This is a genomic window from Poseidonibacter parvus, from assembly GCF_001956695.1.
Taxonomy (GTDB): Bacteria; Campylobacterota; Campylobacteria; order Campylobacterales; family Arcobacteraceae; genus Poseidonibacter; species Poseidonibacter parvus.
The window spans coordinates 1,138,039-1,160,350 of record NZ_CP019070.1; the positions used below are offsets into that span (position 1 = coordinate 1,138,039).

A 22,312-nucleotide genomic window follows, 5' to 3' on the forward strand; every position below is an offset into this window, starting at 1 on the left:
GGAGTAATGTATGTCAGCAAATACATATGAAACTCTAAATGCAAAGGTAGGAAGACGGTCATTTATGAAAATGGCTGCGGTTGCTACTGCATTTGGTGTTACGTCTTCTTTTGCTAGTACAAATGCAACTAGAAAAGCTACAGAGGAAGAGATTAAAAATCCATTCCCTGGTTCAAAAATGGTGAAAACTGTTTGTACAGCTTGTTCTGTTGGTTGTGGTGTAATAGCAGAAGTACAAAATGGCGTGTGGGTAAGACAAGAAGTTGCTCAAGATCACCCTGTATCACTTGGAGGGCACTGCTGTAAAGGTGCTGATATGATTGATATGGTTAGATCAGAAGTAAGACTTAAGCATCCAATGGTTAAGAAAGATGGACAATGGAAAAGAATTTCTTGGGATGAAGCTTTAGATGGTATTGCTTCAAAATTAGAAGATCTTAGACAAAAAGATGGTCCAGATTCAACAATGTTTTTAGGATCAGCAAAATTCGGTAATGAGCAATCATATTATTACAGAAAATTTGCTGCAATGTTTGGAACTAATAATATAGATCACCAAGCTAGAATTTGACATAGCTCAACAGTTGCCGGGGTGGCAAACACATGGGGTTATGGTGCTATGACAAATTCTTTAGGAGATATTCAAAATTCTAAAGCGATAATTATTTTTGGAGCAAATCCAGCAGTAAATCATCCAGTAGGGTTCCAACATTTCTTAAAAGCAAAAGAAAGAAATAACACAAAGATTATTGTAGTAGATCCTAGATTTACTAAAACAGCAGCAAAAGCTGATTATTATGCACAAATTAGACCTGGTACTGATATTCCATTTATGTATGGAATGTTAAATATCATCTTTAAAAATAATTGGCATGATAAAAACTTTATCAACGATAGAGTTTTTGGTATGAAAGATATCATGGAAGAGGCTAAAAATTGGCCTATTGAAAAAGTTGCAGAAGTAACGGGTGTTGATGCAGATTTAATTGTACAAATTACTAAGCATTACGCACACAATACACCAGGTACATTAATTTGGGCTATGGGATTAACGCAACACACAAATGGTACTTCTAATACAAGAATGGCTCCAATTTTACAATTGGCACTTGGTAATATGGGTGTTGAAGGTGGTGGAACTAATATTCTTAGAGGTCATGATAATGTTCAAGGTGCAACTGATTTTGGTTGTTTAGCTGATTCATTACCTGGTTATTATGGTTTATCAGAAGGTTCATGGAAATACTTCGCTTCTTCATGGGGTGTAGATTTTGATTGGCTTCAAGGTAGATTTAAAGATCCTTCATGGATGGGTAAAAAAGGTTTCACATTAGCTAGATGGTGGGCTGGTGTACTTGGTGAAAATGAAGGCGAAGATGCAATTCACAATGCAGGAACAAGATTAAAAGCTTTATTTGTTATGGGTAATGGTATTACATCAACTGCACAAACAAAAAAAGTTAAAGAAGCTCTAGATAACTTAGACATTGCAGTATTCTGTGATCCATTTGTTAATGAGGGTGCTATTATAACTGATAAGCAAAATGATGTGTATATTTTACCAGCAGCTACTCAGTTTGAAACAAGCGGTTCAGTAACAGCTACAAATAGATCTGCTCAATGGAGAGATAAAGTAGTTGAACCAATGTTTGAATCTAAAACAGATGAAGACATTATGTTTGAATTAGCAAAAAGACTTGGATTCTATGATGAATTTACAGCTGGTATGAAAATGAATGATGATAAAAAAGATTTCAAATGGCCAGAAGATGCAACAGATGAGATAGCTAGAATTATCAAAACTATTGGATTAACAGGTTGGACAGCTAAAAGATTAAAAGCACACCAAGAAAATTGGCACATGTTTGACGAAGTAACTTTAAGAGGTTATGGAGATATGACTGGTGAGTACTATGGTTTACCATGGCCTTGTTGGACAGAAGGACATTCAGGAAGTCCAGTACTATACAATATTAACAGAAGTGTTAAAGAAGGTGGTATGGGATTCAGAAACAGATTTGGTATGGAAAGAGATGGTGAGAATTTACTAGCTGGTAAAGGTAGTGCACCAAAAGCTTCAAGTAACAAAGATGGATATCCTGAAATTAATAAAGATAACATTGAAGCTGTTTTAGGAATTACTTTAACAGAAGATGAGAAATCTAGAATTGGTAAAAACTGGAAAGTTGATAAATCAAATATTATTGCTGAAAAATGTATGGAAGCTGGAATAGCTCCTTATGGAAATGCAAAAGCAAGAGCAAAAGTATGGGGATGGGCAGATGAGATTCCAAAACATAGAGAACCTCTACATTCGCCTAGAACAGATTTAACAAAAGATTATCCAAGTTTTGCAGATAAGCCAAATCACTGGAGAGTAGATACAAGATATATTTCTGAGCAAACTAAACAAGATTGGGCAAAAGATTTCCCAATTAACCTTGTAACAGGAAGACTTGTAAATATGAATGGTGCTGGTATGGAAAATAGAGCATCTAAGTATCTTGCAAAATTAACACCAGAAATGTTCTGTGATATTAATCCAGATTTAGCTGGTAGATACGGAATTAGAGATGGTTCAATGATGTGGATTCATTCACCTCAAGGAACTAAAATTAAAGTAAAAGCACATTATTCTTATTCAGTTAGTCCTGATAGAATATTTATTCCAATTCACTTCGCAGGTGTAATGGAAGGTGAAAGTTTACTTCATAAGTATCCTGATGGAACTGCTCCTTATGCTACAGGTGAGAGTGCAAATACTGTTACTAACTACGGTTATGACATTGTTACTCAAATACCTGAGACTAAGGGTGGATTATGTCAGATATCAAGAGTGTAGGAGAGCAAAATGAGTAATAATAATGTAGATTTCGCAAGTATGAGATTTTACTGTGATGAAAACAGATGTATTCATTGTGATGGTTGTTCAGTTGCTTGTGCCGAAGCTCATGAGTTACCTGTTGAGATCTCTAGAAGAAAAGTTGTAACTGTAAACGAAGGTAAGCAAGGGATGGAGTTTTCTTTATCTGTTGCTTGTATGCACTGTACAGATGCACCTTGTGAGCAAGTATGTCCAGTAGATTGTTTTTACATTAGACAAGATGGTATTGTTTTACATGATAAAGATAAATGTATTGGTTGTTCATATTGTTTATATGCTTGTCCATTTGGAGCTCCACAGTTCCCTAAAAATGGAGCATTTGGAACAAAAGGTGTAATGGATAAGTGTACTATGTGTGCTGGTGGTCCATTAGAAACAAATAGTGAACATGAAAGAGAATTATACGGTCAGAATAGAATTTCTGAAGGTAGAGTTCCTGTTTGTGCTGCTATGTGTTCAACAAAAGCTTTATTAGTAGGTGATGCAGAATCTGTATCAAATATTTTTAGAGAAAGAGTAATGGCATCTGGACATGGAGTTCAGTCTGCACCTTACGGTTGGGATAAAGCGTATGGAAAATAAAAGTTTTCTAAGTGAGTATAAGGTCTATTTAATTATAGGCCTTCTATTCGTCCTTTTAACATATTGGTACTTTTGGTTAGCAACTATTGCAGATATTTCATATGTATATGAATTTATTTTACAAATGCTGCAAGGTAATTTTACAGGGCAAATTGTTCCATTTGAAAGTTTAACTAACTATCAACAAATGGAAGTTGGTTTATTTGGACCAGATTACCATTCAATTGCACCAGAAGTAATAAGAGCATTTGAAGAGAGACAACATTTACTACCTATAGTATTTTTAGTTGAATTTTTATTGTTCTTAACAATGTTTATTGTTGCAAAGGGAAGAAAACAAGCAAAAATTACTAGAGCAGAAGATACTGTTCAAGTATATTCTATTTTTCAAAGATTAGTACTAATGTTAAATATTATCATTATGATATATTTATTTATCACTGGTTTTTCAATTACATTTGGAAATGTAACTGGTGGTGGAGAAATTGCTAGATTTATGAGAGCAACTCATGAAATTGTTGGAGTAGGTTGGATACCAGTTTGGCTTATTATGACAATAATTGCTTTTAAAGATCATAAGTATTTTGCAAGACCAAGTATGAAGATTTGGAATAAGATCTTTTTGCGAGGAAAATATGAAGCAATGAATAGAATTAATTATTATGCGTACGTAGCTTTTGGCTTCTTACTTGTATTAAGTGGTTTTATTATTTGGTTTATGTTCCCTGATGCAGCAACACATGCTGAAACTATTCAGGTTAAAAGATTGCTTTTATTTGTTCACTTTATGGGAAGTGCGATTATTTCGTTCTTTACATTTGAAACAATTTATTCATATTTTGTTTCAGTGAAAGGTTATATTCCTGGTATAATTACTGGAAGATTACCTGTTGAATATTTAGAACAATTTAGACCAGAAATTTTAGAATACGAAGATTTAAAAAAATAGATTAAGTAGTTTTACTCCTTAGGGAGTAAAGCCTCTTTTCTTTTTTATAATATAGATATATGCAAGATTTGCATATTAAGGAAAAACATGGAAAATATAGAAAACGCCAAATATTTAAAAACAGTAATTATTGACAAACTTATAGAAAATGAAGCGACAGAATTTGAGGATGTGACAATAGATGAATCACGTCTTAACTTGTATTTAAATGGTGAAAAAACTATATCTATGATGTGTATTCCAAAAGATCAAGATGCTCATGCAATTGGTTTTTTAATGAGTGAGAATGTAATTTCAAGTGTTGATGATATAGAAGAATTAAGTGTTAGTGAAGATGGATTAAGAGTAGATGTAAAGGCTAAAATTAATGATGGTTCATTAGAAAACCTTTATAAAGAAAAAACACTTGTAAGTGGTTGTGGTGGTGGAGTTACTGGAAATATTGAAGGTTCTTTAGAAATACCTTTTAACCAAACTGCATTTACTATAAAACCAGAAACAATCTCAAAAGAAGTAAAAATCTTTTACAAAGAGAGTGAATTATATTATCTAACTGGTTGTGTTCATAAAGCTATGATTTATTTACTAGATGGGTCTACTATTACTGCTGAAGATATTGGGCGACATAATGCAATTGATAAAGTTGTTGGTAAATGTAAATTAAAAGGTTTAGATACATCAAAATCAGTTTTATTTGTATCAGGACGTTTAAGTTCTGAAATGGTTACAAAAGCTGTAATGCACAAAATTCCTATTATTGTATCAAGAACTGCACCTACATATTTAGGTGTGCAAGTTGCACATAAACATGGAGTTACAATGATAGGTTTTGCAAGAGGTAAAAAAATGAATTTATATACACATCAAGGGAGAATAGATGTCTAGTATTGATGATAATTTAGATTTTAAACTTGATAATATTCAAAAAGAATTAATAATGACAAATTTAGACGAAGACGGAAAAATGTCTTGTCTAAAGGCGTTTAAAGTTGCACGTTTAATTGGACGAGAGCCAAAAGAAATGTCTGCTATTACAAAAAGTTTAGGTTTAAAGATAACAAATTGTGAGTTAGGTGTGTTTGGAAAGATTAAATTTCAAGATCCAAATATGGCAGTTTATAATAAATTAGAAGAAAACTATAATGGGAAGAAAAGACTTGGTTGTGAAATTCTATGGGAAGAAGCTAAGAAAACTTCTTTACGTACAGTAGGTTCTACAGTTAAGGGTACTGATATTGATGTAGTACATTGTCAACTTGGATGTTTTAGAGAAAAACAAGGACATAAAGCGGGACATCATGAAAGTAAAAGTTAAAATTTGGATTGAAGATGAAGAACAAAATCTAATTTTTGGTGGTGGAAAAACTGAAGTATTAGAATTAATTGATGAAACAGGTTCTATTTCAAAAGCAGCTCAAAAAGTTGGGATGAATTATAAAAAAGCTTGGTCACATATAAAAATATTAGAAAAACATATTGAAGATGATTTAGTACATACAAATAAAGGACAAGGTGAGCTAAGTGGTAGCTCACTTACTCCAAAAGCAAGAGAAGTAATACAAACATATAAAATCTTACAATATGATATTAAAAAATATGCAGACAAAAGATATAAAGAGCTATTTTTGAAAGATAACAAAGAGATACTAAAGATTAAAGAAGGTGAAAAGTGATTAAATTAAATTCTTTACAATACCCAAATGTGCAAAATTTGCATATATCAAATGAATTATCATTAGGAATATTAAAAAGTAATGATGAATATGAAAAACTTGAAAATAGTTTTAAAAAAGAATATTCATTTTCTAAGTTAAATACTTTTTCATTCTCTAAAAGTGGTTTTCTCGGACTATTTTTAGAATTAAAAGAAAAAGGGAAAATTGCTGTAAGTATTGGAGAATCACATGCAATTGTTCAAGCAGCTAAACAGTATGAAGCATTAGGCTTTGAACTTGATTGGATTAGCTTACAAAAAGATGGAAATATAAATGTAAATGATATTAAAAATACAAATGCAGATTTTATTTTTATCTCTTCTTATGTAATTGATACTTTTGTAAAAGTTGATTTAGAAGAAATCAAAACACTTAGCAAGGCTACAATTATTTCAAATGCAAGTGCACAGTTTTCATCTTTTAGTGATGCTGTTTATTTTGATGCATATAAATTAAGTGGTTATGCCTTATCTTCAGTTTTATTATATAACAAGGAATTATTTGAAGAGCAAGTTATTGGTTTTAAAGATGTAGCCTCTTTAATTGCTATTAGTGAAGGTTTAAAAATACAATCTTTTCATACTTCACAAAAAGATATTTTCAAGCAAAAGCTTATTGAGGCTTTTGGTGAGGATTTATACTTTTTTGTAGATTCAAAACAAACACTTCCTTTTTCTCTTCATTTTGCATTAAAAAACATAAAAGCAAGAGAAATTATTAGAACATTAGCATTAAACTCTATTCATATTACAAATGGTGAAGGATGTTCTCTCGGTTTATCAATGCCTTCTCGAGTTATTCAAGAAATGGGATATGAAGAAATCATTTCAAGAAATGCAATTTCATTAACTTTTACACAAGAGTTTGAAGAAGAAGAGATTGAAAAAATTATAAAAACATTTGTAAAAAAATATAAACAAATAAAGGTTTTAAATGAGCAATAAAATGAATTTTTTAGATTTTCAAGAAGCTGTAAAAATTAGCTTAGATTTAGCAAAAACAACAACTCTAAAAGAAATAATACCAATTTCAAAAGCTTTAGGAAGAGTTGTAGGAAGTGATGTACTTTGTAAGAAGAACCTTCCTTCTTTTAATAACTCAGCTATGGATGGATTTGCTTTTAAAATCAAAGATGCAGGAAAAACACTAAAAATCAAAAAAGTGATTTTTGCAGGTGATAAAGGTGATGATGTAAAAGCAATTTTAAAAGAGGAAGAATGTTATAAAATTATGACAGGAGCAAAGGTTCCAAGTGATGTTGATACTATTATTCCAATTGAAAATTGTATAAATGCAAATGAACAAACTGTAACACTTCCAAGTGATTTAAAAGAAGGAAGTAATTTAAGATTAAAAGGTGAAGAGCAAAAAGAGGGAAATGTATTATTTAAAAAAGGTGAAGTTATAAACTCATCTCATATTACTCTTTTAGCTTCTCAAGGTCTTATGATGATTGAAGTTTTTAAGCAAATTTCAATAGCAGTTGTATCAACAGGAAATGAGCTTAAAGAACCTTGGGAAGAAGCAAATGAAGAAGAGATTTACAACTGTAACTCTTATGCTTTAGTTTCACTTTTAAGCGAAGCAGGATTTGACGCAACTTATAGTGGTGTAGTTCCTGATAATTTAGAAGAATCTATAAATTTTATATCTAATCTAAAAACTTATGATGTTGTAATTACTACAGGTGGTATTTCTATGGGAGATGCTGATTTTGTTGGTGAGGCATTTATTCAAAATGGTTTAAAAACTGCTTTTCATGGTGTAAATGTAAAACCAGGACGTCCTATTATGATGGGAAGTATAGAACATGAAAATAAGCAAACTTTTGTAATGTGTTTACCTGGAAATCCACTAACAGCAATGGTAAATATGCAACTTTTTGCAATTCCTGTATTAAATAAAATACAAGGTAATAGTGGTTTTTACCATGATATTTGTATTGCAAATAATGTACAAGAATTTAAAACAAAAAAAGGACGAGTAAATTTAGTACTTGGAAATCTAGAAAATGGAGGATTTAGCGTAACAAGAAACAATAAATATGGTTCAGGAATGATTACTGCTTTATATGAAAGTAATTGCATCTTAGTAACAGATGAGAACACTTCAAATATAGAGCAAAAGCAAATGGTTAAGGTTATTAAATTTAATAACAAGTTATTACAAACACAAATAAATATATTTAATTAAAAGGAAAAAATAAAATGAATTTAAAAAAACTGGCTTTACTTACAGCATCCGTGTCAATGGTTTTTGCAACAAGCTTAAGTGCAAAAGACTCATTAATGATGGCAACAACAACAAGTACTGATAATACAGGTTTATTAGATTATTTAGCTCCTATTTTTGAAAAAGAAACAGGAACAAATTTAAAATGGGTAGCAACTGGTACTGGAAAAGCTCTTAAAATGGGTGGAAATTGTGATGTTGATATCTTATTTGTTCATGCACCTGCATCTGAGAAAAAATTTATAGCTACTGGATTTGGTGTTGATAGAAAGCAAGTTATGTATAATGATTTTGTAATAGTAGGACCAAAAAAAGATCCAGCAATGGTAAATGGAATGACTCCAAGTGATGCTTTACAAAAAATCAAAACTAACAAATCAAACTTCTTCTCACGTGGTGATAATTCAGGAACGAATAAAAAAGAACTTTCTTTATGGAAAAATGCAAATGTAGATACAAAAGCTGAATCTTCATGGTATGTTCAAACTGGTCAAGGAATGCTAAGAACTATCAATATGGCATCTGAAAAAGGTGGATATACAATGACTGATAGAGGTACTTGGATTAAATATATGTCACAAACTGGTGATAAAAATATGATGAAAGTAGTAGTTGAGGGTGATAAATCATTATTCAATCAATACTCTGTTGTTTCTATTAATAAAGAAAAATGTGCAAATGTAAAACCAGAACTTGCAAAAAAATTCACAAACTGGGTTGTTTCACCAACTACTCAAAAAACAATAGCTGACTTTAGATTATTAGGTCAAGCTTTATTTATTCCAAACGCTGATAAATAGACAAAAGGTTTTAATAGAAAATGAATTTATTCACCGATGGTTTTAATGAGGCAATTGATTTATTAGTCTCAGGTAATGAGAGTGTGTACTCTGCAATTACTACAACTATAACTGTGTCATCATGGTCTTTACTAATTAGTTTAGCAATAGGGCTTCCTTTAGGATTTGCTCTTGGTTATTATAACTTTTTTGGTAAAGCAGTAATAAGAACTATTGTTGATACGCTTCTAGCCTTACCAACAGTAGTAATTGGTCTTATTGCATATACTATGCTTTCGCAAGCTGGGCCATTTGGTGAGTATAATTTACTATTTTCACAACAAGCAATAATAATAGGTCAAATAGTACTAGGTTTACCTATTATAATTGCACTTACAGCAACTCAAGTTGAATCAGTTGATAAAAGACTGTATACCTCTTTAAAAGGCATGGGAGCTAGCTCTTATCAAATATTAGTAGCAACTCTAGTAGAAGCTAGATTTGGTCTTATGACAGCTGCTATGACTGCTTATGGAAGAATTATTACAGAAATTGGTATTTCGATGATGGTTGGTGGTAATATTAAATACCATACAAGAACAGTAACAACTGCAATTGCACTTGAAACTGGAAAAGGTGAGTTTGTAACTGGTATTGCTTTAGGGCTTGTATTATTTGCAGTAGCATTGATTGTTAATATCGCATTATCATCTTTAAAAAGGAAATGGACACAGTGAGTACTTTGTATGAATTAGAGAATATCGAGCAACATTATGATGGTAAAAAAGTATTAAGTATAGATAGCTTATGTCTTGAAGAAAATAAAATTATTGGTTTTTTTGGACCAAATGGTAGTGGTAAATCAACGCTATTTTCATTACTTTCTTTTATAGATAAGCCAACAAGTGGAACTTTACATTTTAATGGAATTGATAATAAACATATAAATCAAGAAACAAAACAAAACATAGTTATGGTTCCCCAAAATCCATATTTGTTAAAACGAACAGTATATGAAAATGTAGCGTTTGGATTAAAGCTTAGAAAAGATTTTAAAGATATTGAGCAAAGAGTTGAAGAAGCTTTATCTTTAGTTGGACTTGATAGCTCATTTATCAATAGAAAATGGTCACAGCTTTCAGGTGGAGAAGCACAAAGAGTAGCACTTGCAGCAAGACTAATACTAAAACCAAAAGTTTTAATCTTAGATGAACCAACAAGTGGAGTTGATACAAACTCAGCGCAACTAATCAAAGAAGCGATTCTAAGTGCAAAACAAAAGTACAATACTACAATATTTATTTCAAGTCATGACCATAACTGGCTAAATCATATCTGTGATAGTAGAGTAGCACTTTTTCAAGGTAATTTAGTAGAAAGTGGTAGTGTAAACTTACTTTTTGCACCATGGGAAAAAAGCCCTGAAGGAAATCTTGTAAAAGTATTTATAGATGGTCAAAGATTACTTATACCAAATAGCTATTCTAAAAAAAGAGACTCAGTAGTAATGATAAACTCAGATGATATAGAAATCTGTAGAGAAAACTGTGATGATATGAAAAATTCTAATACTTTAATAGGTGAAATTCAATCAATAAGACAAGAGTCCTCAACTCAAAACCTTCTAATAGAGTTTAGTATTGGAGGTATTTCTTTTAATAGTAAAATCACAAGAGAAGAAATGCAATCTCAGACCTTACTACCTGGTGATAAAATCCATGTGAATATTAATGTTGATGAGGTTTGTTGGATTTAAAATTTCAATGAGTCTATGAATTAAGCTACTAGAAAGAATTAATACATCTTTGAGTAAATCAAATGGTACTTCAAAAACTTCTGGAGAATTAATATCTGAAGTAACTGACAAAGCCAATTTAGTTAATGAGAAACAAACTTGGGAGTTATTTGAAGATAAAAAATGATATTGAATGTATGAAGCAATGCTTACAAAATAAATACTTAACAAGGTGTTTTAATAAATTCAAAAGAATTATTTCACAGAATTCCGGGGACGTTTACTTAATTAATTAAGTAGTTAAATTAGTAAACTATCCCTCTTTTTTACTAATGTTTAAAATTTGTAAAGTACATTTTCTCTTTATTTAATTTATTACTCCATGGTAACCCTGAATTTTTCCATCCATTTTCCAATCTAAAACCTTTTTTATCACCAGTTTTAGTTTTTGAACCTTCAAATCCATCTGTTACAACATAAACTTTTGAATATCCATGACCTTCTAATAATTTAGTTGCAGGTGCACCTCTTGTTCCACCACTTCTACACATAATCAAAATAGGTGTGTCTTTTGACATACCTTTCATTTTTAATGCATTCGCAATATCTTCTTCAAAATATTTATTTTTTTCTAATTTAAATACAGGTTTTTTACTGTGCCACTCATTTGTATTAGTAGTCATAAATGGAATATTATAATCTACGACATCAGTAAAACCTACAAACATGATTTCCACAGGATCACGAACATCTATAAATAAAACATTATCTGGATCAGCTTTTTTCATTGAATTAGCTTCTTTAGCATCCACATATAAGCCCCATTTCGTTTGTTTTTTTGGTGATGTTGGTGTAGGTGCTGATAGTAAAGCACTACTCATAACTATTGATAATAATGTTGTAATTAATATTTTTTGCATATTTTTCCTTTTAATCTGATTTTTAAAATTATATATAATTATTCTTAAACTTAGCCAAATTATTATAATTATAAATTATTAATATAGTATAATTTTTAATTATAATAGTAGGCGATTTGACAACTATATTACTTTATTTAAATACTGAATCAAGACTAATTATGTGACAATACAAAATCAAAAATACTTAAAAAATATAAATATCAAGGAAATATTAAAATGGAAACAAGTTATTCAAAAAAAAATCATCTAGAAATTAACACTAGTGTTTTATATAAATCTTCAGAATTCAAAGAAAGTGTGATGAAAGAATCGGCAGAAAAATTTGTACTTATTTCTCAAACGACAAGATATATGCCAGATATAAATCATAAAGGAGATTTTACTAATATTGTTTCATTTTTTGACAAAATGAAAGAAGAATATCTAAACGAGAGCTCTTATAAAAATATATTTAATGGATGGGAAGAAGAGCCTTCAAAGCTAGTTTCCTTTTTAACTCCTCTGTATCATATGGGGTATTTTTTACTTTTAGCAGATATTTCAAATAATAAAGATTTAAAAAATAAACTTAAAAACAGAGCTTCAAGTTTTTTAAGAACTTACTATAAATTTGAAGAATATCAAGCTATTATCGCTGCTAATGAAGATGCAAAAGTAAATATAAAATCTTTAGATTTTAAAGGGTTAATTGCTCAATGGATGTCTTTTATCAATTCATTTTTAAGTGATTTTTCTGTTTATTTAATCAAATCAAATCAAAAAATGACTAGTGAAAATAAAGATGAAATAGAATTAAATTTTAAAAATTTAATGAAAGATATTAAACCAAAAACTCTTAATATTAATGAAGAGGTTTTGACTTACTTAAAATAGAATTAATAGATGATTCATTTTCCTCAATGTAATTAGATATGACCTGTTTTAACAAATATTATTGTTTCTTCTTTTACAAAAGGAAAATGTTCACTTAAGTGGGGGCTTCTTAGCCAAGTGTTTTTTACATAAGCTCCATATTCATCCATAAATGTACCACTTAAAACAAATATTTCTTCTCCACCCCAATGTTTATGAGCTAAAAAACGTTCATTTTCTGGCCATTTTACTAAAGCAGTTTGATCAGATAAAGGCATAACCTCTAGATTACCTTGGCCTTCTAACCAATTTGTTTTTTGTGTATTGATAATAACTTGTTCATTATTTGAAAAATGATTAGTTTTTCTAAATATTACACATGTATTTTTTGAGGATACTTGGGCTTCATCTTCTTTTGAAAGTTTTAAATATGTACCTTTTTCAAACTCTCCATATTCATTAACATAAATACCTTCAAGTACGAATATCTCCACACTATTTATTAATGAGTTTTTATTTAAAACACTTGAATTATCTAGTTTTATTAAAGCTGTTTCTTGATTGTCTTTTATTGCTAAAATTTTTTTAAAGACATTTTCATATTTACTTTTTTCCCATATTAATTTATCTGTATTTATTAAAGCTCTTTTTTCATAATCACTATTCACAGTATTTTCCCTTAGTTACAATAAGGACAATCATAATCTGCATCTTCAGGTTTTTTGGGATGCGTTTTATTGTCTAGTTTCTTTTTATCAAAAGCGTGATAATTTTTGCACTCTTTTACAAAAGCACTTTTAGGACTTGAGGCATAGAAGAATTTAAATCTTTTATATTTACCAATCCAGTTTTTAACTTCTTGATTTAAATCTGTATCAGAACGACCAAAGTTTTGAACTACAAATAGACCACTTTTACTTTCATATCCTAAAGCAAAGTTACCAGCTGATATTTTTGTGATTTCATCATCGACACTTTGATTTGTTAGAGCATGAGAACTTTTCATTCCAATAGATCTTTTCATTTATTTTCCTTACAATCATTTTTCTAAATGATATTGATATTAAGCGTACGATACCATCCTTTGCCTGAAAATATAGCTAATATGTATTGTGATATAATTGCTTTTATATAAAGAAACAAAAGAACGAGGAACAATAAAATTATGAAAATATTAAAATCCTTCTTTTTTATATTAGCACTTGTATCTACTTTGTTTGAATATTTATCTGCAGAATCATCTACTAATTCAAATGATGCTTTATTATCCTTAGCAAAATCAAAACTTGGCAGTCCCTATGTTTATGCTAAAACTGGTCCTAACAGTTTTGATTGTTCTGGATTTGTGTATTATGTTTTTAATAAAAATAACATTCAAGTTCCTAGGACATCGATTGCTCAATCAAAAATAGGACGGAAGATTACAAGAGATAAAATCAAAAGAGGTGATTTAGTTTTTTTTGATACAAGTTTAAAAGGTCACGTAAATCATAGTGGGATATATCTAGGCAATGGTAAATTTATTCATGCTAGTTCTGGAAGAGCAAATAGTGTAACTATTTCTAATATAGATGGATGGTATAAAGATAAATTTAAATGGGGAATAAATAGGAAATAAAATTAATGTACACAATATGAACTTTATTCCAATCCTAAGTTACACTTAGATAAAAATTATCGGTTTTTAACTTTGTTTTTTATTTTTATTAGCTTATAATATAAGCTATAAATTATTAAAAAATAAAGGATTAACTATGAAAAATAATACTACAGAATATGATAACATCCCTCAAGAAGCATTTGATTGGTATGATGAATATGCACACGGCATAATAGATAGACGTACTTTTATGAAAAAACTTGGAGGTTTAACTGCTCTTGGTTTTACTATGGCTACATTAACTTCTGCTTTATTACCAAATTATCTTTTAGCAGAGCAAGTATCTTTTAATGATGAAGGTATAAAAGCAACATATGAAGAGTTTGATTCGCCTGAAGGTCATGGTAAAGGAAAGGGTTATTTAGTAGTTCCAAAAAATTTAGATGGAAAAGCTCCCGTAGTATTAGTAATACACGAAAATCGTGGCTTAAACCCTTATATCAAAGATGTTGCAAGACGACTTGCTAAAGCTGGTTTTATTGCTTTTGCTCCTGATGCTTTATATCCTTTAGGTGGATATCCAGGGAACGATGATGAAGGTCGTGCTATGCAAAAAACAATGGATAGAGCAAAAATTCAAAATGATTTTGTTGCAGCTGCACACTTTTTAAAATCGCACTCTAATAGTAATGGTAAATTAGGCGCTGTTGGTTTTTGTTTTGGTGGTTATATTGTAAATTATTTAGCTGCTGTTGATTCTAAGCTTATTAATGCTGGAGTACCTTTTTATGGTACACCTGCAAGTGCAAACTTACGTAAAAATATTAAAGCACCTCTTATGATTCAATTAGGTGAATTAGATAAAAGAGTTAATGCCACATGGCCTGAATATGAGCAGGACTTAAAAGCTAATAATGTTGAATATACAATGCACATGTATAAAAATGCTAACCATGGTTTTCATAATGACTCAACAGGTCGATATGATAAAGGAAATGCTCAACTTGCATGGGAAAGAACAATTGAGTTTTTTAATAAAAAATTAACTTAATATTTACTCTTACGACCCATAATAAATTAAAGACTTTAACTCTTATAAATAATTTAAGAGTTAAAGTATTGTCTAATAAAAATGATGAAGCATTAGAATTTTTTTAAAGCATCAATAATATCTTCAGGTTCAGCTCTTGTTCTATAGTCTACATCTACATGCCTCCATGTAATAATTCCATCTTTTCCAAGTACATACGTAGCAGGAATAGGTAATATATCTGCATTTCCATTATTGATTGATTCTAGGTCAAGGCCTCTATCTACTTTCATATGGTCTGTTAAAAATTCAGGTACTTTCCATGCTACACCATATTTCGATGCTACACTTGCGTTTTGGTCTGATAGCACAATAAAGTCAATCTTTGATATCTCATCTTTGTTTAGTGAATTATCAGGTATTTGAGGACTGATAGCTACAAGTTGTGCACCAAGTGCATGAATATCTGCTAATCTTGATTGCATTGCTTTTAACTGTAAATTACAATAAGGACACCAGCTTCCACGGTAAAATGTAACAACTACAGGACCATCTTTTATTAATGTTTCTAAAGAAATGATTTCATTTTGTGCATTTGGTAATTCAAAGTTCGGAGCTTTTGTATTAACTTTTACTGCATTTTTACCTTCTTGAAATTCTTTTGCAGTGTTTACTACTTCATCAACTGTTTTCATAAAATCAGGATTTGCTTCTCTTCCCATTGCAACTTTTTCATCTGTTTGTTCTTTTAATGTTTTCATATTGTTCCTTTGAGTTTTTAATAAAAAATTAATTTAATGTTCTTTTTTCTAGAATACTAGTTAGGGTATTAAGGAAGTTAAAGAGTTAGATAAATCCTATAAAAATAGGATTTATCTTAGTTTATTTCTTTTCTGATAAACTTTTTAGTGAGCTTAAAATATCATATTTTCTTAAGTATAGTAGGTTTATAATTGATGTTATCACAATAAAAAGAGCGATAATAACAAGAGGTAATTTAGGTTCATCTCTTAGTATAAACTCTGCTAGTAAAGCACCTATCATTGCACCTATTCCATATAGATAAAAAAACACTATGTAGATTAATTCTTTAGATTGAGTTCTTACTTTATTTCTTATTAGTAGATAAAAACTTATTAAAAAACCTAAACAAGCTATCATAATAATAACTCCTGTGAATAATCTAAAGAATGTTGGGTCTATTCCTATAGGCTTAGCCATTTCGATAAATGCTTGAACTGAAACTGGCCAAGCAAAAAACTTTGATAAAACAAATCTTATTAGAAGAAGACCACTTAACAATGTTGTGATTTTCGTAAATATACTCATAATTTTCCTTAATTTTTATTTGATTTTATAATTTATAATTATTAGATTTTAGCTAACGCTACAAGTTCCATCAGTACAGATTTCATCATTATTATCATCCCAGCTAGATAAGGCTGTTCTTGAAATAACACCAGCACTAGTTATTGCAACAAAATCTGAAAGATCTATTAATTCTTTTTTAGAAATATCATCTTCTAATGCTTCTGTAAACCTTCTAGTTGAACATACAGTACAGCCTAATGTTAATGTAACGGCTAACCCTACTAAATGTTTTTCTCTTTTTGATAGAGATGAATCCTCACTTATTTCTTTTAATGCTTTTACTGCTTTTAAATCTTCACCTGTCATTTTTAATCCTTTATTTTTAATTTTTATTATCTAATCATATTTAGAATATTTTTTATTATAATTTCACCATCTTCTTTTGATGAATTATATTTACCATGTACATGAAAACCATGAACCATTGTTATAATAGTTAGAGACATTGCTCTCTCATCTGCACTAAATTCATCCATTTCTTTTGCCTGTTGAAGGTTAAGCTCTAATTGCATACGAATTTTTTTAAAAAACTCTTCTGGAATTTCATATGCCTGTGTATCTAAAAAATCTTTTTCACACATTGTATTAGAAAATAAACAACCTTTGTAATTCTCACTAAAGGCAAAATTCCTAAAAAAAAGTTCAATACCTTTTTTTCCAGGATTGTCTTTTAAAATAGAAACTTGATTTGAAGCTCGTCTTTTATAATAATTATTTAATGCATCTTTAAAAAGACCTTCTTTATCTTTAAATAAAGAGTACATAGTTCCACGATTTAATCCTGTATGTGAAACCAACTCTGCCATAGATACTGCTTCATATCCTTTTTGCCAAAATATTTCCATTGCACGATCAAGTACATTTTCTAAATCATATTCAACAGGTCTTGCCATTATATATCCTTTGTAAATACATTATAGAATAGTAATTCTATAATGTCAAGTAAAAAAAGCCAACAAAAGAATTGTTGGCTTTTTTTATTAAGGAGAGGGATTTCTTGTTAAATTATTAACAAGAAGTATGAAGTCTAGTATCAGTATCTTCTTCTGGATAGAAAGAAGCTAGTGTACAATGACTAATAGCAGATGCTGCTAAAATATTAGTACTTGCTGCTGATGTTTGTGTATTGTTAAAACTTAAATAATCTGGTGTATCACTATTTTCTAGTGGATAAAAAGATGCAAATACTTTGTTATCACTAGTTGCTACTGCCAAAGTTTGATAAGCTTTTGAATCATCTTGAACTGAAGAAAGATAACTTGGAGTGTCATCGTTCTCAACTGGGTAAAAACTTGCAAATGTATCTTGTGCTGATAATGCACTTCCTGCTAATAAACTTAATCCTATAATAGTTGTTGATAATTTTTTCATTGTAAATCCTTTTAAATATTAATTTTTTATTTTCGTTTGTTTGATAAGTGTATTATAGATTTTTTATGTGTATCTTGCGTAAAGAGTTCGTTTATTGTTTGTGTAGTGAGATTTAAACAATATATTAACTCTAGTATCATAAAATGGCAGTAAGGTATGTAAAAGTTAAAAGGACACATCTAATGTTAAACGCTAATGACAATCATCAGCACTTCAAAATATTCAAACCACATGGTTTTTTAAGTCAGTTTGTACAAGAAGCTAAAAGAAAGAAAAAACTATTAGGTGACTTATTTAATTTCCCTGATAAGACTATGGCTATTGGCCGTTTAGATCATGACTCAGAAGGATTATTGTTACTTACAACTGATGGTATGATGAGTTATAAAATAAGAGACAAAGGTATAGAAAAAGAGTATTATGTACAAGTTGATGGAGATATTACCGAAGATGCAATGACTAAGCTTCAAAATGGTGTTGAAATTACAGTTAACTCAAGTAAATATCAAACACTACCTTGTAAAGCATTTACTCTTGATATTGAACCTAAACTGCCCAATCGTGGACGTAATATTCGTGACCAAAGACATGGACCTACAAGTTGGATTTCTATTACTTTATGTGAAGGTAAAAAGCGCCAAATAAGAAAAATGACAGCAGCTGTTGGTTTTCCTACTTTAAGACTAGTTAGAGTTAGAATTGGCGATATTCACATTGATGAGATGAATGCTGGTGATGTTGTTGCACTAGCAAATTTTAATGATGTAATTGAGTGACAGTTTCAGATATAAACGGATGTCTAAAGATAAATTAAAACTTTTTATTCTTCAGTTACATCAGGCATATAATCTAAACTATCATGAATTGCATGATGAATAAATGAAAGTTTTGTTCTTACAGCTTGAGTTAAAACAAATGGGTAAGCATCATTCATCCCCATACTACGATTTAATGAATTAAGAATAATTGCAAAATCCATCCATGTATCTAAAATTGTATCTATTGATGTTTGAGAAGAAAAGAAATATGAATCTTGTGGTAAATTTAAATCTCCAACATGTTCTTTTATATCCGTTCTTCCTGTTGTTGAACCAGTAATATTAAAGTTTTTTGCAGTTTCTAATGTATCCATTATATGCATATAATGAGCCCATGTTTCTGCCCAATCTTCATAAGGATGCATTGTTGCATATTCACTAATAAAATCTTTATCCCAATCTTTTGGTGCACCATTTTTATAATATTTTTTAAGTGCTTTTGAGTAATCTTCTTCATCATCTCCAAAATACTTTTTACATAATTCATGTTTCTCTTCAGAAATTAGAATTAGTTTATTAAAATAGTAGTGTCCTAGTTCATGTCTAAAATGACCAAGTAATGTACGATATTTTTCACTCATAGCAACTTTCGTATGTGATCTAGCTACTTCATCTGCTTCAGCTAAGTTAATAGTGATATGACCATTGTCATGACCTGTAAAAACAGCTTCTTGGTCTTCTAATTTGCTTACAAAGTGATCTTCTACATCTCTATCAGTTATAAAATCAAAACTCAAACCACTTTCTTCATTTTGAAGAATATTTTCTAATGGAAGGTTTAATTCTTTTAAAGTATAAATAGCACGACGCTTTGCAACTTCCATTTTTTTCCATAAAGGAATATGTTTAACAATAGTTAAATCAGGAATCGTTTCATTAAAACGACAAGCAAAACACAATACTTCGTCTTTATCAGGCACTGGTTCAAAAGTATCCATGTTTACCATACCATTACAAGCTTGATATGTTTTGTGATTATCACATTTTTGATAAGGTACTTTTGATTGTGATGCTTTATAATAATAACCGCTTTCTTCATCAAAATCATAAGGTTCAACTTTATTAAAAGTGTCATCAACTCCTACAACTCTTTCACAAGCAACACAAGATTGGCTTTCAAAAAATAGTATTTGTTGATTTTCACAACTACATTTAAATGTTCTCATTTAGGTACTCTACTTATTATATGGATTTGTTAGATATAAAAAACGCAACTATTGCATATAGAAGCTTTTAAAAGGATTAAAAGTATACAGCTGATTACTTTTATCTAATTTATTGTTAAGTATAGATTTATTTAATGTACAGTAAATTGTGGCAATTTTAAATAAGGACAATTATGGATAATACTTTAATTTATATACCTTTAGCATTTATAGCTTTTATCGCTTATAAAAAATACGCTCAGTATAAGGTCTTAAAACTCGTTCCATCTTTACTTAAAGAGGGTGCTTTGATTATTGATGTTAGAAGTGTAGATGAGTTTACTATAGCAAATAAAAAAGGAAGTATAAATATACCCATAACTTCGATTAATGAAAAAATATCACAAGTTGATAAAAATAAACCTATAATTCTTTGTTGTGCAAGTGGAAGTAGAAGTGCAATAGCAAAGCGTGTTTTTATTTCTAAAGGATTTAAAAGTGTTCATAATGCAGGTTCATGGCATGCTCTAAGAAAATTTTAAACATTTATTACTAAGGAAGATATTATTTTTACAATCAAAGAAATGTGGATTTTTCCAATGTGTGTTACAGTATATCTTCTTATGGATATATATTATGAAATTCTAGGAGGAATCTCTCTTTACTTATTTTGTATAGTTGCTTTTGGTGTAATTTTTGCCTTTTCCTTTATAATTACTAGAAAAGGTAAACGTTTGGAATACGTTGGTATATACTTTATGACTTATTTAATAACTAGTATATTTTGTATAGTAATGTTATTCCCTCAAACGAGTAAAGAGCAGTACTTAGAAGCACCAGTTCTTAATAAAATTAGAAAAAGCACATCAAGATCAACTGGAGTTTATGCATATCTTCTAGAACTTAATATTAATGACAAAGAAAAGTTTGAATATTTTGTACCAAAAAGAATTTGGAATAATATAAGACCAAAAAATATTGTTTTTGTATTTTATAAAGAGAATATTTTTGGTTTCAAAGTTGTTAAGGATGTTAGACAAACGATTGAAAAAAGAAAAAGGTATTAACAAATCTAGCAAATGTACTAATAAAACAATCTACTTAGTTCTTGAAATTTGGACTTCAAGTCCTCGTTTTAAAAACTAGATTATTTTTAATCTAGTTTATTTGTTAGACTTTCTCCAAAGGCTTCTTCTATATATGGCGAGATTTGCCACTGATTTTTAAACTCTTTGTATTCATTTACTACTTTTTGTATATTTTGTGTATCTTCAAAAAAAGCTCTTATCATAATATTTTTAGGTGTGTGTTCCATATCTACAAATTCTAAAACTTGCGTACGATAACCCATGATTTCTAATACATTCGCTCTTACACTATCTGTTAAAAGTGAAGCTAATTTTTCTTTTATAATTCCAAATTTCATCATTGGATTCATTTTTTGATTTTTGATTTTCTTTAAGAATTCATGTTGACAACAAGGAACTGCAAGTATTACTTTAGAACCCCAATTTACTGCTTTTGCTAAGGCTTCGTCTGTTGCTGTATTACATGCATGAAGTGAAATAACCATATCAACATTTGAAAATTGATTAAATCCTTTAATATCACCTTGCTCAAATCTTAAATCATCAAAGCTAAGTTTTTTAGCTAAGTTTGAACAAAATTCAATAACATTTTCTTTTAAGTCAAGTCCTACAATTTCTACATTGTAACCCATTTTTAGTACTAAATAATCATAAAGTGCAAAAGTTAAATATGCTTTTCCACAACCAAAATCAATGATTCTAATTGTTTTATTTTTATCTAAATAAGGAATACAATCAGAAACAAGCTCTAAATATCTATTTATTTGCTTAAACTTATCATATTTTGAGTTTACGATTTTCCCTTCTTTTGTCATAATTCCAAGTTCAATTAAAAAAGGTGTTAACTCGCCTTCATTTAGAATATATTTTTTCTTTCTATTATGAGAGGCTTCTTCAAACTTTTTTGTAGGTTTTTTTTGATTGATATTTAACTTACCTTTTTTATTTATTAAAACATGATAATCAGATTTAATTGTATTAATAAGTGCTTGTTTGAAATATGTTTCAAGAAGCTTTGTCATTTCTTCTATCGTTTCATTATTATTTAGATTTTTATGTTCTACATTTTTATCATAGAAGTATTCAAATTGATATTTTTCTTCATTTTTTATTATTACTTTTTTTATTGTCACTTTATTAAAAGTTTTTGAAGCTTTATTTCTTATTCCAGAAAAACTTGCAGATATTATACTTTCTTCGTTTATTACTTTTTTTACTAATTCAGATATATTTTCCAA

Annotated in this window: 27 protein-coding genes; 17 read left to right on the plus strand and 10 right to left on the minus strand. The window is 29.5% G+C overall.

Translation table 11 applies throughout. From position 1 onward, the window contains the following. Positions 1-10: 10 nt before the first annotated feature. The 11 genes from LPB137_RS05615 (at position 11) to LPB137_RS05665 (ending at position 10,897) form a co-directional block, all read left to right on the plus strand. Entirely contained in the window at positions 11-2,842 is a 2,832-nt protein-coding gene (locus LPB137_RS05615) for a formate dehydrogenase subunit alpha (RefSeq protein WP_122893185.1), read from the plus strand. A gap of 9 nt (positions 2,843-2,851) precedes the next feature. Next, positions 2,852-3,466, plus strand: coding sequence for a formate dehydrogenase FDH3 subunit beta (gene fdh3B / locus LPB137_RS05620; protein WP_076085540.1), 615 nt, complete (start codon positions 2,852-2,854; stop codon positions 3,464-3,466). Beyond that, on the plus strand, positions 3,456-4,415 hold the full coding sequence (locus LPB137_RS05625) for a cytochrome b/b6 domain-containing protein (protein WP_076085543.1): 960 nt from the start codon (positions 3,456-3,458) through the stop codon (positions 4,413-4,415). The genes fdh3B and LPB137_RS05625 overlap by 11 nt, the downstream gene beginning before the upstream one ends. An 87-nt stretch (positions 4,416-4,502) precedes the next feature. Continuing rightward, positions 4,503-5,300, plus strand: a complete 798-nt coding sequence (gene fdhD / locus LPB137_RS05630) for a formate dehydrogenase accessory sulfurtransferase FdhD (protein ID WP_228144696.1) — start codon at positions 4,503-4,505, stop codon at positions 5,298-5,300. Further along, entirely contained in the window at positions 5,293-5,730 is a 438-nt protein-coding gene (locus tag LPB137_RS05635; RefSeq protein ID WP_076085546.1) for a ModE family transcriptional regulator, read from the plus strand. The genes fdhD and LPB137_RS05635 overlap by 8 nt, the downstream gene beginning before the upstream one ends. After that, complete coding sequence (locus tag LPB137_RS05640) at positions 5,714-6,088, plus strand: winged helix-turn-helix domain-containing protein (RefSeq protein WP_076085549.1); 375 nt, start codon at positions 5,714-5,716, stop codon at positions 6,086-6,088. The genes LPB137_RS05635 and LPB137_RS05640 overlap by 17 nt, the downstream gene beginning before the upstream one ends. Continuing rightward, a complete protein-coding gene (locus LPB137_RS05645) occupies positions 6,085-7,074 on the plus strand; it encodes a cysteine desulfurase (RefSeq protein WP_076085552.1) in 990 nt (329 codons plus the stop codon). The genes LPB137_RS05640 and LPB137_RS05645 overlap by 4 nt, the downstream gene beginning before the upstream one ends. Further along, complete coding sequence (locus LPB137_RS05650; RefSeq protein ID WP_076085555.1) at positions 7,064-8,323, plus strand: molybdopterin molybdotransferase MoeA; 1,260 nt, start codon at positions 7,064-7,066, stop codon at positions 8,321-8,323. Before LPB137_RS05645 ends, LPB137_RS05650 begins: the two co-directional genes overlap by 11 nt. A 14-nt stretch (positions 8,324-8,337) precedes the next feature. Next, positions 8,338-9,162, plus strand: a complete 825-nt coding sequence (locus tag LPB137_RS05655) for an ABC transporter substrate-binding protein (RefSeq protein ID WP_076085558.1) — start codon at positions 8,338-8,340, stop codon at positions 9,160-9,162. Positions 9,163-9,182: 20 nt separating this feature from the next. After that, positions 9,183-9,878, plus strand: coding sequence for an ABC transporter permease (locus tag LPB137_RS05660; protein WP_076085561.1), 696 nt, complete (start codon positions 9,183-9,185; stop codon positions 9,876-9,878). Beyond that, entirely contained in the window at positions 9,866-10,897 is a 1,032-nt protein-coding gene (locus tag LPB137_RS05665) for an energy-coupling factor ABC transporter ATP-binding protein (protein ID WP_076085564.1), read from the plus strand. Before LPB137_RS05660 ends, LPB137_RS05665 begins: the two co-directional genes overlap by 13 nt. A gap of 308 nt (positions 10,898-11,205) precedes the next feature. On the opposite strand, the gene LPB137_RS05670 is transcribed toward LPB137_RS05665, so the two are convergent. After that, complete coding sequence (locus tag LPB137_RS05670; protein WP_076085567.1) at positions 11,206-11,796, minus strand: rhodanese-like domain-containing protein; 591 nt, start codon at positions 11,794-11,796, stop codon at positions 11,206-11,208. A 219-nt stretch (positions 11,797-12,015) separates the two neighbouring features. Between LPB137_RS05670 and LPB137_RS05675 the strand changes: the two genes are divergently transcribed. Further along, on the plus strand, positions 12,016-12,672 hold the full coding sequence (locus LPB137_RS05675) for a hypothetical protein (RefSeq protein ID WP_076085570.1): 657 nt from the start codon (positions 12,016-12,018) through the stop codon (positions 12,670-12,672). A gap of 32 nt (positions 12,673-12,704) precedes the next feature. Here LPB137_RS05675 and LPB137_RS05680 read toward each other — a convergent pair whose 3' ends face one another. Next, the gene (locus tag LPB137_RS05680) at positions 12,705-13,319 is read right to left on the minus strand and encodes a cupin domain-containing protein (RefSeq protein ID WP_076085573.1); all 615 of its coding nucleotides are present in this window, start codon (positions 13,317-13,319) and stop codon (positions 12,705-12,707) included. 11 nt (positions 13,320-13,330) lie between these two features. Next, on the minus strand, positions 13,331-13,675 hold the full coding sequence (locus LPB137_RS05685) for a hypothetical protein (protein WP_076085576.1): 345 nt from the start codon (positions 13,673-13,675) through the stop codon (positions 13,331-13,333). Positions 13,676-13,816: 141 nt separating this feature from the next. Here LPB137_RS05685 and LPB137_RS05690 point away from each other — a divergent pair, with 141 nt between their 5' ends. Further along, positions 13,817-14,269, plus strand: coding sequence for a C40 family peptidase (locus tag LPB137_RS05690; RefSeq protein ID WP_076085579.1), 453 nt, complete (start codon positions 13,817-13,819; stop codon positions 14,267-14,269). A gap of 136 nt (positions 14,270-14,405) precedes the next feature. Next, positions 14,406-15,302 carry a dienelactone hydrolase family protein gene (locus tag LPB137_RS05695; RefSeq protein ID WP_076085582.1) on the plus strand — a complete coding sequence of 299 codons (897 nt, stop codon included), beginning with the start codon at positions 14,406-14,408 and terminating at the stop codon, positions 15,300-15,302. A gap of 92 nt (positions 15,303-15,394) precedes the next feature. On the opposite strand, the gene LPB137_RS05700 is transcribed toward LPB137_RS05695, so the two are convergent. The 5 genes from LPB137_RS05700 to LPB137_RS05720 all read right to left on the minus strand — a co-directional run bounded on the left by LPB137_RS05700 (position 15,395) and on the right by LPB137_RS05720 (position 18,023). Then, on the minus strand, positions 15,395-16,042 hold the full coding sequence (locus LPB137_RS05700; RefSeq protein ID WP_076085585.1) for a peroxiredoxin-like family protein: 648 nt from the start codon (positions 16,040-16,042) through the stop codon (positions 15,395-15,397). 121 nt (positions 16,043-16,163) lie between these two features. Further along, entirely contained in the window at positions 16,164-16,610 is a 447-nt protein-coding gene (locus tag LPB137_RS05705; protein WP_076085588.1) for a spermidine synthase family protein, read from the minus strand. Between the two features lie 48 nt (positions 16,611-16,658). Next, complete coding sequence (locus LPB137_RS05710; RefSeq protein ID WP_076085591.1) at positions 16,659-16,958, minus strand: carboxymuconolactone decarboxylase family protein; 300 nt, start codon at positions 16,956-16,958, stop codon at positions 16,659-16,661. A 26-nt stretch (positions 16,959-16,984) separates the two neighbouring features. After that, positions 16,985-17,545 carry a TetR/AcrR family transcriptional regulator gene (locus tag LPB137_RS05715; protein WP_076085594.1) on the minus strand — a complete coding sequence of 187 codons (561 nt, stop codon included), beginning with the start codon at positions 17,543-17,545 and terminating at the stop codon, positions 16,985-16,987. A gap of 115 nt (positions 17,546-17,660) precedes the next feature. Then, on the minus strand, positions 17,661-18,023 hold the full coding sequence (locus LPB137_RS05720) for a hypothetical protein (RefSeq protein WP_076083344.1): 363 nt from the start codon (positions 18,021-18,023) through the stop codon (positions 17,661-17,663). A 182-nt stretch (positions 18,024-18,205) separates the two neighbouring features. Here LPB137_RS05720 and LPB137_RS05725 point away from each other — a divergent pair, with 182 nt between their 5' ends. Then, positions 18,206-18,799, plus strand: a complete 594-nt coding sequence (locus LPB137_RS05725; RefSeq protein ID WP_076085597.1) for a pseudouridine synthase — start codon at positions 18,206-18,208, stop codon at positions 18,797-18,799. 44 nt (positions 18,800-18,843) lie between these two features. Here the strand turns inward: LPB137_RS05725 and LPB137_RS05730 are convergent, their stop codons facing one another. Continuing rightward, positions 18,844-20,007: a zinc-binding metallopeptidase family protein gene (locus LPB137_RS05730; RefSeq protein ID WP_076085600.1), complete on the minus strand. Its 1,164-nt coding sequence runs from the start codon at positions 20,005-20,007 to the stop codon at positions 18,844-18,846. 173 nt (positions 20,008-20,180) lie between these two features. Here LPB137_RS05730 and LPB137_RS05735 point away from each other — a divergent pair, with 173 nt between their 5' ends. Then, entirely contained in the window at positions 20,181-20,528 is a 348-nt protein-coding gene (locus LPB137_RS05735) for a rhodanese-like domain-containing protein (protein ID WP_083657134.1), read from the plus strand. Between the two features lie 192 nt (positions 20,529-20,720). Continuing rightward, a complete protein-coding gene (locus LPB137_RS05740) occupies positions 20,721-21,053 on the plus strand; it encodes a hypothetical protein (protein ID WP_156981726.1) in 333 nt (110 codons plus the stop codon). 86 nt (positions 21,054-21,139) lie between these two features. On the opposite strand, the gene LPB137_RS05745 is transcribed toward LPB137_RS05740, so the two are convergent. Further along, positions 21,140-22,312, minus strand: a complete 1,173-nt coding sequence (locus LPB137_RS05745) for a class I SAM-dependent methyltransferase (protein WP_076085606.1) — start codon at positions 22,310-22,312, stop codon at positions 21,140-21,142.